We start from the raw sequence: 13118 nt of genomic DNA, 5'->3' as shown, positions 1-13118 counted from the left end.
GTTACTGCGGAATTGCGAGAGGGGCGATCAGCTTGCGCTGGGTTGATTCAGCTCATCGACCTTGCGAAAGCACTCAACCGGGAAGTCAGCGTATTCAGCGCATGAACAGGCATCGCCGCAGCGCTCGGTGCGTTGCTCGGGCTTCAGAAGACCGTGTTCCACTGCAAGTTCCTGAATCTGTGCCCCGTCGGCGTCGCAGCCTTCAAGCGCGATATCGATCAAGGCGTTGGCGAAATTGCGCAAGCTCACCACCGCTACCGGCGCGGGCTGCTCGGCGTAGAGCGGTTCGGTGAAGATGCTCCGCTTCGTTCGACTTGTACGAACGTTGGCTATTTCAACATCCCCGCGAACAAGCGTGTTCCAGTCTTCAACACTGATATAAAACGGTGCATCCCCGCGCCCACGCTCTAGATCGGCAATGCGCTGCGCCTGCTGTGCGATGGTCGCTTCCATTGCGATACGGTCGCCGTTGGCGTGCAGGGTTTGGATGAGGGGTGGGACTGGTTCGGCGTAGAGCTTCGTGCCGTCCGGCAGTGCTGAGAGACGAGCCCAGCCATCAGCGTCGAATCCGCAACCGGGCCTCAAGTCGCAAATCTTCGACGTTTTCACTGCAACCGGCTCTTGGCGCTCGACGACTGGGGCGGCGAGCAGGGTGCGCAGCTCTTTTTTCACATCAGAAACCAGTGCGTAATCACACAGATGGTCTTGCACGCCAACCTGGCTCAAGGCGCGCTCAAGGCGCTCCGCAAGCTCCCGGCTGATTTCGAGTTTGTTGGTCATGATAAAGATCCGTCGATAATGTCATTGGTGAGGTCACGAATTGCCCTGTCGCTTGCTCCCGATTCGGTGGGTTTTTGCTCAATGCGCTTAAACGCCTCGTCAATCATTTCCAGCGTGGTGCGAGCGCTTGCATCGCCGAAGTCTGTGGCCTCGCAACGAGCCCGGACAAACGGATAACAGTTACGCAGCAAGTCATAGAGTTTTTCGAACTCGCCGTTGTTATCGCGAAGGTCGGCCAGTCGGATCAGTGCAAGCAGCTGCTGGGCATCATGGTCTTTCTTGAGCTCCGCATTCCGCTGCTCGGCGGCTGTCAGGCGCTGATAAAGGTCATCAGTTTTTCTGCACTGATTGTTGAACGATCGAGCAAAATTGGTAGATCGTGACTTAGTTTCGGCCAGCTCTTCCCGCAACGCAGCCAGCTCGGATTGGGCGGTCTGTAAGAGCTCGACGCAAACCCAGTCACCACCTTCTGCCTGGCACATCGTGCCGCTACAGTCGTATCGCTTCGCACCATTAACTATGTTCATCTGCCGTGCCTCTCTGTGTATCCGATTGATTTTTCAAGGCGATACCTTTCAGCTACGGCATCAAGAAGGCAAGTGAAGTACTTTGAAATTTGCTTTCCATTATCTCCGATATGCGCTGACCAACGCCTTGCATTGTTATGCCACCTAACCCCAGTTACTCCTGGGCAGTCTGATCTCTTCCGCTTGTTCTTCATATTCATCTGCCTTGAAACCATGCGGAGATTATTCAAGGAGTTATTAGTTCGATTTCCATCAATATGGTCTACCTCCATTAATGGCCATTCCCCATATGATATTAACCATGCAACTCTGTGTGCTAAGTACTGTTTACCGCGTATTTTTAAAACGATGTACCCGTAGTTACTAATAGTCGTGCAGGAATCTCCAGCCATTACGCCATAGCGTCTGTCAACCTTCCAAAAAAGAGTTCCACTGTCAGGTTCGTATCTAAGAAGGGAATTTATTTCATCTAGGTCACCCATCTCAAAATCTCCTGCCAATCTGCAATCATCGATAGCCCGACAAGGGCGGCGTAGTGTTCTATTTCTTCGGATAGGTCTTTGTCAGCGCGCCGTTGACGGCATGTCCGCGCTTCAGGACGACGTTGGCCAACTTCTCCCGGTCTCTCTCGCTGTGACTTGCTTGGCTGAGCAGGCCGAAGTAACTGTTGGCGGTCTCGCGCAGATCCTCGGCAGGTGCCGCGGCGGTTCTCTTCAATGCCTGGGCCAGTGACCGCTTGCGGGTTGATCTCCGCCACGGCTTGATGACGTGGCCAACGAAGTCGACGCCGCGGTCCACGGGTTGGAGGATGGTCTTGCTCGGGTTCAGCTTGGCGCCGAGGCTGGGCAGGAACGCTTCGACCTCTGCCAGCCAGGCGTTGAGCTGTTGCGGCGACTCATGCAGGAACACGAAGTCATCGACGTAGCGCACGTAATGTTTGGCGCCCAGCCGGTGCTTGGCGAACTGGTCCAGCGCATCCAGGTACACGTTGGCGAAAAACTGCGACGACAGGTTGCCGATCGGCAGGCCGAGGCGTGCAGGCTGCGCGGTGAGCCGCTTGTGCTGCGGCACCCGGTTGAACAGATGGGCCGGGCTGCGCACCTCGTAGTCTTCGCGAGGGTCGTGCATCAGGATCTGTTCGGCGAGTGCCAGCCACCAGGGCTCGGTGATCTTGGCGGCCAGCTGCTTGCGCAGAACCTCTTTGTCGATCGCGACGAAGAAGTTGGCCAAGTCGCACTTGAGATAAAAGATCGGCTTCGACCAGTTCTGGCTGGCGCTGCGGATCTTCGCTTCAAGCCGGGTGGCGGCGTACAACGTGCCGCGCCCGGGAATGCATGCACAACTGTCCGCTATGAAGCTGGCGTAGAAGCGCGGTGCCACACGGTTGTACAGCAGGTGGTGGACGACGCGGTCCCGGAAGGCGGCAGCCCAAACCTCTCGGGCTTTCGGTCGGGTGACCACGAAGCACATCGATCGGCCTGGCCGGTAGGTGCCGGCGATCAGGTCGTCGTGTAGACCGATCAGGTTGTGCTCCAGGTCCATTTCGAAAGCCAATGCACTGGCGCTGTTGCGCTTCGAGCGGCGGCAGTCGTAATAGGCCTGAACAAGTTCGCTGAACGGGTAGGGACCAACATTCGAATCTGCGGACGGGGCGGACGCGCGCGGTGTTGTTCTTGTCGTTGTTGTTCTGATTGCCATCATCGAAGTTCATGTTGAATGCGTTGTTGGCGGAGCGCTGCGACCTATCGTGCTATCTACATCGCCAAGCCGAAGGCAGAGCCGATCAGCAAGGAAACTGCGCGAGACCTGCACGGACGCTTTAGACCGTCGGTATCTCTGATGCGCATGGCGGTGACCCAGAGGTCAGCGGCACGACCAGATTCAATTCGCACAGACCTGAAAGCCATGACTCTCAGGTGGCGGGCGCGGTTGGGGTGGAGCGTTTCCAGGCAGTGGCCTGTTTACCGATCGAGGAAGTAACCTCTATCGAAGTGGCATGCTGCCCGACACTGATGAACCGACTCTCTTTGAAGAGTCGCATCAGGAACTCGATCACCTGGACCTTCTCTACCAGCAGGGTCAGATGTGGGTGCTTGTCCCGGGTCGAGTTGGCCCGGGCAATCAACATCAGCACGTCGATGCACTCATCGATAACGCGCTTCCCGAGTGACTGCTTGAGGTCTCGGGGAATGTTGCGGGTGAGGTTCGTCGCCATCTGGAGTAGGCCCAGTGACACCTTGTAGATCTGCAATTCCGTGTGCATTCCCATAATGGGCGCTCTCCAAGAGCAACCGGCCGCAAGCGGCCGGATTAAATAAGCGAATTAATCAATCAATTGACTGCGGACGGGGCGGACGCGCGCGGTGGTGTCCTTGCCGTCGTAGCTCTGACCGCCACCACCGAAGTGCATGGTGAAAGCGTTGTTGGCGGAGCGCTGCGAGGATGACCAGTACCAGGCTGGCTTGAAAGCTTCCGCTCCACCAGCTTGGAAGGAGGCCAGCGTGGTCTGAGCCGGTGACTCTTCGGTATGCAGCAGCCCGACAGGCTCGCTGTTCGGGTTATCCCCGCTGCGGCCGTACTGCCAATTCGTTTCGGTGGTCGGCTTGAAATGGCGGTACTGCAGCTCCTGCACGTCACGCGCCGGGATCGCCCAGTCGGTATGGCCACCGATATCCAGCGCCATAACCTTCTGTGCCAGTTCGCTGCCTGCGGCTGCCATGGCTTCGGTGTTGGCCCGACTGTTGGTGAAGCTGTCGGCGCCTTCGATCTTCACGCCGTACTCGCCCCAGGCGCCGACCAGTTCGTGCGCGGCGCCGGCGGTGATGTTCAGGTAACGCTTGCCGGTGTCCGGATCACGGGTGATGCCGGCGAAGAATCCGCCACCGAGTGCCTGGCCGATTTCCGGGAGGGTGGCTGCTGGTGCGACTTGCTCTGCTGCGGACATGGTCTTTCCTCTTTTCGAAGGCAACAAAAAAGGCGCTGCTGCGCCCGGTGCCGGATCAAGAACGAATTATTGAAGAATCAAATAAAGAATCTGCGGACGGGGCGGACGCGCGCGGCGCTGCCCTTGGCGTTGCTGCCCTGACCGCCACCACCGAAGACCACGAAGAACGCGTTGGTGGCGGAGCGCTGCGAACTCGACCAGTACCAGGTGTCCTTCGCGAACAGTTCCGGCACGTTCACCCAGCAGTGGTACAGCTCGGCGCAGGCGGGCAGGTAGAAGTCCTGGTGACCTTCAGCGGTGTAGGCAGCTACCGCCTCAATAGCTGGGTGACTGCCTTCAGACTGGAGCACCTCACTGTTGGAAAGGCCGTCGGTCTTGCTTGTTGCGCCCGATTCTTTGCCTCGTCCGCCCCATTCGTGGTCGCCGATATCGCTCTTGGCGATGATCAGATAGTGCGCCGGGACATCGCCGCGCGCTGCAACCAGTCCACCATTGAAGCCACCTTGTCCAGGCCACTCAGCGCCGAGTGCAGGGATGTTGGTTGGTGCGATCGGTTGGACATTTGCCGCCGGAGGCAGGACCAGGGCAAACGTGCTGGCCAGTGCCAGTTTGGCAAGTTGTGACGCTGGCATCTTGATCGTGGTATCGCCGTGCTTGAGGGTGATCATTTCGGGTTTCATGTGGTGCCTCGTTATTCGTTTGAACGGAGTGTGTTCACTGGATCTGGTGTCTGGTTGCGCGAAGCTCTCGGATGAACGTGTGAGGATGAAATCCAATCTTTGCGGAGACATCCCACCAGGTTGCACCGGCCGCCCGCATGTCGAGCGCCATGCTCATGTATTCGGCGTTGATCTGCTTGGGCTTGCCCTTATGACCGAGAACGATCCCGGCGGAGTTGAGGTAGCGCACGACGGTCGGGTATGCGCAGCCGGCTGCCGCGGCGATGTCGTCAACCTTCCGGCCTTCCGCATGCATGCTGAAAATCAGCCCGACAGAGTCAGGCGATAACTTGGCTGTCATGCTCATTCCTCCGCGATCACTGGCCAGATGCCCTTGGGGCTGGGAGCTCTTTGGTGGACTCGATGAACCCCGTGGTTTCTACGTCGCCATCCATCGCGTTGATGAACAGCACCTCGACTTTTGCCGAATCAACCAGCACCTTCGCGACCTCTGCAATCGCCTTGGCCCGCTCGATCTCCATCGGCTTGTCAGGGTCCTGAAGCGCTTCGAGCGTGGCGAACAGGTGGTTCCTGAGGTCAGTCATCTTATTTTTCATTGGATGCCTCGCTGATCGCTTTCTTGAGCTTTCCGAGTTGGCGAATAGTTGATTTGAGTTCTGGCGGGTAGCGATGGATCGTATTGCGACGCATGTTCTCGGCGCGGGTGATCAGTTCAAGATTGTCGATATCGATATGCGCTGTGTTCTTGTCGCGGAAGACGACGATGTGTCCAGGGGGCACCGTGCCGTTGGATTCCTCCCAGAGGATCATGTGCACCGACTTCCAACGGCGCTGCGGTGGGCCATCATCGCGAATCTTGCGCTGGCGAATGCCGTCCTTTGTGATGCGCTCTGTGCCAATTGGCTGCAGCAGGAGGGCGGCTTTTCCGTTCACAGCTCCTACTTTGAAGCGTGTTTCCGCTGAGCGCCCGCCGGCTACATAGCTCAGGCCTTTATTCCATGAGGTTTGGCCTTTCTGGAATCGCGTGCCGGTGCCAGGATTATTTTCTCGGCGTAGCCTGCAGGCGTGTTCGCTGGCCAGATACGCCTCGCTTCGCTTCAATCCGAGCAGGTACGCCTTGTTATAGATCGACCAGTATGGGCGCTTGAAGGCTTGGATGAGCTCAGGCATTGGCGTGTCCGGGTACAAAGCGCAGAGGCGGGCTTCGTCATCTGGCGACCATGGCTTACGGTCTTTGGTGCGCCGCTTGGGCTCACGACTAAGACCGGCCAGCGCGTTATCAAAAGCTTGTTGCGCAATTGGATTCATGGCTTCGCCTCGCCAGTTGGCGTGCTTCATTGAGAAAGGTTATGCAGCGGCCTGCAGCGCCTCGATGATTCGCTGTCCTGCCAGAGGCGGTACTGCGTTGCCTGCCATGTGCATGGTCAACCGATGATTGTCCGGACGCTTGGTATCCGCCGGGAACGACATGGCAGCAAGCGCCTCATTCGCCGAGAGCATTCGCATCTCGTTGCCACGGACGAGTGCCCACCGGTCAAGCGTGGTGATGGTGCCAATTGGTCGGTTGATATCGCGCCCAGTCAGACCGGAGCCTTTGCCGTAGTAGGGCATGATGAACCGTTCGCCGAAACGCTCCCGCCCATTGCGCACGCGGTCCAGGGTTGCCTGGGCCCGCCCCGGCTTCTCGATTGTCGACCAGCGACCCGAATCGAAGTCAAGGAAGCTGGCGGCAGACACATGCTGGCGCCGGTGAAGCTCGAGCATCAGCGGAGACTTGCTCCGAGTACAGACCAGAAACAGCCGTACTCGATGCTGCGGCACGCCAAGGTCGGCGCAATCGACAACGTGCGGCGCGATCATATATCCGAGCGCCGCCATTGCCTGCGACCAAGCAGGGTACAAGGCCCAGTCCGTGAACTCTTCGACGTTTTCGACCAGCACCACTTCCGGCCGATGGAACTCGGCGGCAGACACAACCGCCCAGGCTGTCGACCTGGATGCATCATGCTGCGCGTTACCCGACTTTTTGCCGCGCGCCTTTGAGTGGCCTTGGCAGCACGGCGAGGCCAGCATGATGTCGTGCGCTGGAACCTTCGACCAATCCGCTTGATGCAAGTCTTGGCAGATATGAATCGCTTCCGGGTGGTTGGCGCTGTGCCACTGGACAGCGACCGGCCAGTGATTGGCGGCCCAGATAACGTTGATACCGGCATCGCGCGCACCGGTACTCCATCCGCCGAGACCGGCGAACAAATCGATTGCTGTTGTCATGGGGATGTTCCAGGGTTGTTTATTCGTCGCTGCAGATGCGCAGCGATTCGCGCTGATAGGCGATAGCCAGTTTTGCCGACACGTTTTCACTGATTGTGATTTCGTGTCGCGGCGGGGTCAGAAGCGGAGCGGACTTTTGAGGCCCTAACGCATGAAGGTGGTGAATCATCAGCGTGATGGCCTCGCCCTGTTCCTCAATGCCGCTCCATGCCATAAGGTCAGCCAGTGCCTGGCGTGTGCCAGCCATGCAGTGCAGCCTGATCTCTTCCTCGCCGCGAGTCTTTCGCCTCGCCGCAGTCTTGGCTGAGCGCGCTTTCGGTTCGGCTGCCATGGTCACTCCTGCCGCTTCGGCGCCTTTGGGAAGAAGGCCGGATGAGGCCCTGCTCTGCGCTTCGGGTAGTCGATATTGAACTTGGCCAAGATGCGGATGAAGGGTTTGAACGTGAGCCCGGTCTGCTCCATGGCCTTGCTACGGGTCAGACCGATTTCCATGAAGGCCTTGATGCGTTCGGCCAGCTTCGCGTCGTTCGCATCGTCGATAACGCCGCGTTTTTGACCGCGTGAGCCCTTGTAGTCGGCGGGCTGGAACTTGAACCCATGCTCCTTTGCGATGGAAAACAGGACCTTTCGTGACAGCCCGGTGCGCAGGATCGCTTGGGAGTAGTTCATGGTCTCGGCGAGTTTCTTGACGCGCTCGACGAGTTCAGCCCGATCCTTTGCGGCAATAGCCGCCCTCTCTTCGCGCTCGATCTCGCGCAAAGTCATTTTGGTGGGCTCCGGTAGCGCGGCTTCAGGCTTGGCCGCTGCTGGTTTGGGCATCTTCTTCTTCGGTGGCGGCTCATGCCTCACTGGCGGCGGCACAAAGCTCGGCCCCTGCAATACCTCAATAGTCCCTCCTTTGTTCAAGAAGGCCTCCTGAAGCAGGGCCAGTTCGTGGCGTTGAGGGTCGAGCATCTGGATCATGCTGAGTTCAGTGCTGACGTATGCGTTCATGCTGCTTTACTCCGCAGTTTCGCCTCATACCCGTCGACCAGCAGCTTGAATTGCCACAGGTCTTCCTCAAGCTTTTCGATGTAGTCGTCATCGCGCTTGAACTCTTGCAGCCAAAGCTGGCGGCCAACCGGCTTAAGCAGCGGGCAGTACATCCCGATGTGCCACCATTTGCGATCAGTGATCCACATACAGCCCTGCACCTGGTCGATGATCCCGCTGGCATCGTTATCGATGTGGAAGGACCGCAGTTTTTCCGGAGCAAGGAAGCATTTGTACTCTGAGCCGCCGTCTTCACCGATAAAACCGTCAGCGCTGGCCCCGAAGGCACCGTCGTCGGTCTTGACCAGCCCGACCTGTGTAACGATCAGACCGGTTTGGATTTCGTGTTCCATGCGGGCCTCAGGTTCAAGCTCATGGCCGCGGCGCATCTGCCAAGTCTCGAAGCCGTTGTCGAGTGGCTTCCCGCCGATGCGCTCAACGGCCAACTGGAAGGCGTAGTCGAGGGCAGCCGAGGATGGCTCGCCGACGGTTTCGCCATCCAGGGCACGCTGTACCACTTCAGCCTTCGGGCCAGCCTTGTAGCCGGCCAGGTCGCGGGCTTTCGCTTCGCTGTGGCCGGCCAACATCGCATCTACGTAGGTGCGTTGCTGTACGGTGAGCCCGTTCACCTTGGAGCGGGCTGTGGTGAACATACTGGCGGTGATACAGCCGGCGCGCTCTTGGAGCCAGATTTCTTCACCTTGCTTGCAGTTGATGATGATCATGCCGCTTCTCCTGTGCTGGGTGCTGGGGCTTCCAGCACAGCCTTTCTGGCGCTGACCGCAGACTTGAACCGTTCGTAGCCGGCGACGTCCTTGGCCTCCTTGAAAGAGCTGACGCCTTCAGTCCATGTGGACTGGAGGGAGGCCAAGTCCTTGCAGGCGGCAGCCTTTTCAATCCAGCGAAGGGTCATCTCTTCGTCGCCCTTCGTTGATGGCTTGATCTGGTTGAGACCTTCGTCCGTCTCGGTGTTGAGGTAGTGAATTGCTTTTTCGAGGCGCTCCGTCTTGGGCCAGTACTTGTAGGCTTGCTTCACGCAGGTCTTCTTGGTCATTTCGCCAGGGTCGGTTACCCATGGGCAGACCTTTGAGTTGTCCTTGACGTAGGCCTTCCAGGCCTCGGAGCGGTCACGAATAGCAATGACCTCGTTCATGCTCATCGGGTGTGTCAGGTAATCCCCATCGGCTGTCTTGACGACGACATAGACGCCAACCACTGGGCCTCTGTCCGTCGAAAATGGCTTGGTCTTGTGCGTGGGCGCCTGATCAACACCGTTCAGCTCGAAGACATCGTTCTCATACACCAGTTTGGCCTGGCCCCAGCGCACGGAACCGGTAGCCATCGCCAGATCCATCAGCCCCATGTAGGAAATATCGAGGCAGATCTTGCCTTTACGCGGAACGAAGTAGGCTTGCTTTTTAGCGGGGTTCAGGCTGAGCCCGATCGAAGCGATGTTGGTCACCGCGTCTATGACAGCCTGCCGGTTCTGCAGCGCTACTTTCAGCGAGTAGTTGTTGCCCTCCAGTATCTGGATGGCGAAGTTCGCTTCACGATCAAAGTTCAGCGATGGCTCGGCCTGCACAGCCAGGAACGCATCGCGGCACGAGTAGATGTCGCTCGTGACGAGCGCAAGATCATTGCTCATGGTGACCTCAATACTGAATTGAAATTGCGGGGATCTTGCGTTGGGCTATCAAGGTGATGGCCTGCTTGGCGCATTCCTCGGTCATGCCGCCGGCGACAAACGCCTCCAGTGCAGCGCGATTGGTCTTCTTCTTGTGCTCAAGGTCGGCTTCGCGGGCTTCGGCTTCGCGCTTCACCCGAGCAGCCTCTGCCTCTTGGCGAGCAACCTCGTCCCGCTGAGCCTTCGCCACCGCTTCGGCCTGACGCTGTTCGGCAGCGATGCGGTCTTGCTCAGCACGCTGTTCGGTGGCGATCCGGTTGGCTTCAGCCTGCGCTGCTGCTGTCCGGGCTTGTTCGGCTTGCAGTTCCAGTTGCATGCGCTGATGTTCTGCGGCTGCTGCTGCGTCCCGTGCGGCTTGCTCTGTGGCGCGCTGTGCGGCGGCAGCCTGGTCGAGCAGTTCCTGTTCGCGTCGTGCAGCAGCATCGCGTTCGGCCTGAGCGCGTTGCTCAGCTTCGATGCGGGCTTGTTCGGCGGCGGCACGGGCAATCTCTGCCTCGCGGTCACGCTGGGCTTGTGCTTCGGCCTCAGCGCGCAAACGGACCAGTTCGGCCTGCTCAGCTTCGTATTGCTGGCGAGTGGCGAGGGCGGCGCGCAGTTTGGCGAGCGTCGATTCCTTGGCGCGGGCGGCTTCTGTTTCGAATTCCTCCCAGTGCTCGCCCATCCGCACGCTTTCAACCGACGTGATGGATTCGAGCAGGACAGCGGCATTGACGTCGGCCAGGTCCGCGCAGAAATCGTGAATAGCTTGAACCGCATCCACATGCTTGTCCTTGCGAGCAGTTTCGGCAGCTTCCCAATCAGTCAGCGGCTTGCGGGTTTCGTCGCGCAGCGCATCCATGGCGTCGACGAACTCGCGAAGTTCAGCTTCCACGACCCTTGGCATTTCCTTGAGGCGCTTCAGGTATTCGCGGCCAGGCTTCTCGACGGCCACCTTCGACTTGCTGACCTTGGCGGCGAGCGAAGCGATGCGGTCGCGGCCTTTGGCGGTTGACAGGTCCGGCACCTGGGAGCTGACTTCCTCCTTCACCGCTTGCAGGAATGGCTTCAGGCCGTCCTTAACGTAGATGGCTGGCGCATTGGCTTCGCTGATGTCGTCAATGGTGACGGCAACTTGATTCGCAGACATGGGGAGTTCCTTCCGCCATGCAGGCGGCGTATGAGTTCGAGCTATTGAGTGGGGAGGGGATATCAGGTCACAAACGGTCTGGGTTAGCCCGCTTGGCTAGGTCTCCACAGACAGCCCTGCAGGTGAAGGACCAGCTCCTATTCGCCCTGATTGGCGGTGATGTCTTATCGCGCTCTTACCGCCTTGCGCGTCTGGGCCATCCAGTTAAGGCCCTCCCAGCGAGGGTGAATTACTGAGTGAGCTGGCTGACGTAGGAGCTGGCCAGCATGACGAAGGTGGTGCCGAGGAGGACAACAGCTGAGCCGCGCCAGACGTAAATTCGTTTTGCGCGCTGGAACGAAGTCACCGCGACACCGCCACAGGAAGGCTGATCTGCCGCGGCTCGCCGTTCTCTTTGAACAGGCTGTACTGCATGAGTAGGATGGTCAGGCCGAAAGCGAGGATCCAGTAGAAGGTTTTCATGGCTATTTCCCCTTGTACCGAACCGGCACGAACGTGTACTGCTCCTGCCCGTGGTGATGGACAGACCAGAACTCCATGTCGATGCGGTTCATCAGTTCTTGGAATGTGTAGACGCGGGTGGCGAGGCGTTTCATGGCGTCACCTTTTGACCGAGCAGCACATCGCTGACGACTTCCCAGAGTTGAGACGGCGACCATTGGAACCTGTCGAATTCATCGTCAGGCTTTATGCCGGCGAGGCAGGTTGAATGCGCACCTCGCGAATACTCCATACCCTTGCGCATGATCGTTGCCACGCGGCCATCACCTTCTGGCTCGGTGCGGTGGAAGTGATAGGCCCGCTGCTGGTATTCGAGTCCTGCGCCGACAGTGAAGTCGGCGACCTCTACAAGATCTGCGTAGCCATCAGGAACCCAAGGACGCCCGCCGCACGCGGTTCTTGCACCTTCATGTAAATAAAGGATGTGGCCGCCTCCGCGATGTTCATCGACGCGGAACTCGATATTGCGCTGCGTGCCAACCAGGACTCGTGACACGAAGTCGAAGCGGTGGTCATGAATTGCCGAGTGCTCAAAGCAGGTGCGGCGCGGCAACTCAGGGTGCCAGACGTGCAGGCGCTGATTGCCTTCCAGCTGGACCTGCACAAAGCCCAGCCCATGCAGTGTAATTTTGTCGGTCATTATGTCGTCGATGATCATCCTAACCTCACAACCAGCATGCCGCGCCGGGTCTGAACCTTGATGCGCTGAGGCAGATCAGCGACCAGAAAAAAGCCTCGCGATTGCAAAGCTTGGATTAGGGCTTCGTGGGTTCTCGCGATGATGGTCATGCCGCACTCCTTGGCCGGTTCGCCGTGGCGACATTCAGCCGTTTGCAGTAGTGGTGGAATTCTTCTTCAGTGATGGCTTTGCTGGTGTAGAAGGTCGTGATGTTGCGCAGCACCAGGATCTCGTACTTGTCCGGGCAGCCTGCATGGTTGAGTTCGTCGAGGTCTTCGTCGATCAGGATGTGCGGGCTCACAGCTCACCTCCCACATCGTCTTCTGCTGCTTCGCGCTGGGCTGCCACTGCATCGGTCGCATAGTCCCGCAGGAATTCGGCGGCGATCTCTTCCAGGCACTGGCGTGGCTGTTCGTTGCCGAGCAGATACTTCGCGTGAGTGATAGCCTCGCTTTGGCTGCCAGAGATCACGCTCAAGACCAGATTGGCGAACGAGTCTCGGTCGTCCAGCCCGTCGATCTGGCGCTCATTCAGGTAGAGCTGCAGGTAGGTCGCGTACTGGGCGGCAGTCACCTTCTGCGGCGTACCGCGGCGCCGTTTCCAGGTGACATCGCAGCCGCGCACCAACTGCTCAGCCGAATGCTCCAACCACTCCCGCTCTTCTTCCGTCTCGCTGACTTCAGGAGGCAACTGCGCATCGTGCCAAGCCTGACAAATCTTCAATGCTGCGTTCATGGCTGCGTGCTCGCTGTCTGCGCTCGGTAGCGGCGTACGTAGCCGTCAGTGAGGCGCTTGATGATTCGTGGGTATCGTTCGGGGTCATGAAGACGACAGGGCCGCTCTTCGCGCCCCCACATCTCGTGGTCGCAGTAGTCGCACTCGCAATGTTTGTTC

Annotated in this window: 21 protein-coding genes; all 21 read right to left on the bottom strand. The window is 58.7% G+C overall.

Features of this window, described 5'->3' with window-relative positions; translation table 11 throughout:
* Positions 1-27 precede the first annotated feature (27 nt).
* The gene (locus PSH64_RS20850; protein WP_305478515.1) at positions 28-780 is read right to left on the bottom strand and encodes a hypothetical protein; all 753 of its coding nucleotides are present in this window, start codon (positions 778-780) and stop codon (positions 28-30) included.
* Positions 777-1307, bottom strand: coding sequence for a hypothetical protein (locus tag PSH64_RS20845; protein WP_305478514.1), 531 nt, complete (start codon positions 1305-1307; stop codon positions 777-779). The genes PSH64_RS20850 and PSH64_RS20845 overlap by 4 nt, the downstream gene beginning before the upstream one ends.
* Positions 1304-1789 carry an HNH endonuclease gene (locus tag PSH64_RS20840; RefSeq protein WP_305478513.1) on the bottom strand — a complete coding sequence of 162 codons (486 nt, stop codon included), beginning with the start codon at positions 1787-1789 and terminating at the stop codon, positions 1304-1306. The genes PSH64_RS20845 and PSH64_RS20840 overlap by 4 nt, the downstream gene beginning before the upstream one ends.
* A gap of 58 nt (positions 1790-1847) precedes the next feature.
* On the bottom strand, positions 1848-3008 hold the full coding sequence (locus PSH64_RS20835) for an RNA-directed DNA polymerase (protein ID WP_305478512.1): 1161 nt from the start codon (positions 3006-3008) through the stop codon (positions 1848-1850).
* A 211-nt stretch (positions 3009-3219) separates the two neighbouring features.
* Entirely contained in the window at positions 3220-3576 is a 357-nt protein-coding gene (locus tag PSH64_RS20830) for a four helix bundle protein (RefSeq protein WP_305478511.1), read from the bottom strand.
* A 54-nt stretch (positions 3577-3630) separates the two neighbouring features.
* Positions 3631-4251 (bottom strand): DUF1566 domain-containing protein, encoded by a 621-nt coding sequence (locus PSH64_RS20825; protein ID WP_305478510.1) that lies wholly within the window; start codon positions 4249-4251, stop codon positions 3631-3633.
* A 77-nt stretch (positions 4252-4328) separates the two neighbouring features.
* On the bottom strand, positions 4329-4931 hold the full coding sequence (locus PSH64_RS20820; RefSeq protein WP_305478508.1) for a DUF1566 domain-containing protein: 603 nt from the start codon (positions 4929-4931) through the stop codon (positions 4329-4331).
* 34 nt (positions 4932-4965) lie between these two features.
* Positions 4966-5271: a hypothetical protein gene (locus tag PSH64_RS20815; protein ID WP_305478507.1), complete on the bottom strand. Its 306-nt coding sequence runs from the start codon at positions 5269-5271 to the stop codon at positions 4966-4968.
* A 16-nt stretch (positions 5272-5287) separates the two neighbouring features.
* On the bottom strand, positions 5288-5527 hold the full coding sequence (locus PSH64_RS20810) for a hypothetical protein (protein ID WP_305478506.1): 240 nt from the start codon (positions 5525-5527) through the stop codon (positions 5288-5290).
* Positions 5517-6239: an HNH endonuclease signature motif containing protein gene (locus PSH64_RS20805; protein WP_305478504.1), complete on the bottom strand. Its 723-nt coding sequence runs from the start codon at positions 6237-6239 to the stop codon at positions 5517-5519. The genes PSH64_RS20810 and PSH64_RS20805 overlap by 11 nt, the downstream gene beginning before the upstream one ends.
* Before the next feature lie 39 nt (positions 6240-6278).
* Positions 6279-7202: a DNA cytosine methyltransferase gene (locus PSH64_RS20800; RefSeq protein WP_305478503.1), complete on the bottom strand. Its 924-nt coding sequence runs from the start codon at positions 7200-7202 to the stop codon at positions 6279-6281.
* A gap of 19 nt (positions 7203-7221) precedes the next feature.
* Entirely contained in the window at positions 7222-7533 is a 312-nt protein-coding gene (locus tag PSH64_RS20795) for a hypothetical protein (protein ID WP_305478502.1), read from the bottom strand.
* Positions 7534-7535: 2 nt separating this feature from the next.
* Positions 7536-8195, bottom strand: a complete 660-nt coding sequence (locus tag PSH64_RS20790) for a hypothetical protein (RefSeq protein WP_305478501.1) — start codon at positions 8193-8195, stop codon at positions 7536-7538.
* Complete coding sequence (locus tag PSH64_RS20785; protein WP_305478499.1) at positions 8192-8959, bottom strand: lambda exonuclease family protein; 768 nt, start codon at positions 8957-8959, stop codon at positions 8192-8194. Before PSH64_RS20785 ends, PSH64_RS20790 begins: the two co-directional genes overlap by 4 nt.
* Positions 8956-9879 (bottom strand): recombinase RecT, encoded by a 924-nt coding sequence (locus PSH64_RS20780; RefSeq protein ID WP_305478498.1) that lies wholly within the window; start codon positions 9877-9879, stop codon positions 8956-8958. The genes PSH64_RS20785 and PSH64_RS20780 overlap by 4 nt, the downstream gene beginning before the upstream one ends.
* 7 nt (positions 9880-9886) lie before the next feature.
* Entirely contained in the window at positions 9887-11044 is a 1158-nt protein-coding gene (locus PSH64_RS20775; protein ID WP_305478496.1) for a hypothetical protein, read from the bottom strand.
* Between the two features lie 464 nt (positions 11045-11508).
* Positions 11509-11640: a hypothetical protein gene (locus PSH64_RS20770; protein WP_305478495.1), complete on the bottom strand. Its 132-nt coding sequence runs from the start codon at positions 11638-11640 to the stop codon at positions 11509-11511.
* Positions 11637-12203 (bottom strand): hypothetical protein, encoded by a 567-nt coding sequence (locus PSH64_RS20765; RefSeq protein ID WP_305478494.1) that lies wholly within the window; start codon positions 12201-12203, stop codon positions 11637-11639. Before PSH64_RS20765 ends, PSH64_RS20770 begins: the two co-directional genes overlap by 4 nt.
* Complete coding sequence (locus tag PSH64_RS20760) at positions 12200-12334, bottom strand: hypothetical protein (RefSeq protein WP_305478493.1); 135 nt, start codon at positions 12332-12334, stop codon at positions 12200-12202. The genes PSH64_RS20765 and PSH64_RS20760 overlap by 4 nt, the downstream gene beginning before the upstream one ends.
* Positions 12331-12525 (bottom strand): hypothetical protein, encoded by a 195-nt coding sequence (locus tag PSH64_RS20755; RefSeq protein ID WP_305478492.1) that lies wholly within the window; start codon positions 12523-12525, stop codon positions 12331-12333. The genes PSH64_RS20760 and PSH64_RS20755 overlap by 4 nt, the downstream gene beginning before the upstream one ends.
* Positions 12522-12959: a hypothetical protein gene (locus tag PSH64_RS20750; RefSeq protein ID WP_305478490.1), complete on the bottom strand. Its 438-nt coding sequence runs from the start codon at positions 12957-12959 to the stop codon at positions 12522-12524. Before PSH64_RS20750 ends, PSH64_RS20755 begins: the two co-directional genes overlap by 4 nt.
* Positions 12960-13118 lie beyond the last annotated feature (159 nt).

This window comes from Pseudomonas sp. FP1742 (genome assembly GCF_030687145.1).
Taxonomy (GTDB): Bacteria; Pseudomonadota; Gammaproteobacteria; order Pseudomonadales; family Pseudomonadaceae; genus Aquipseudomonas; species Aquipseudomonas frederiksbergensis_D.
Note: the sequence above shows the minus strand (reverse complement) of the source record. Positions and strands in the feature narration are given on the sequence as shown.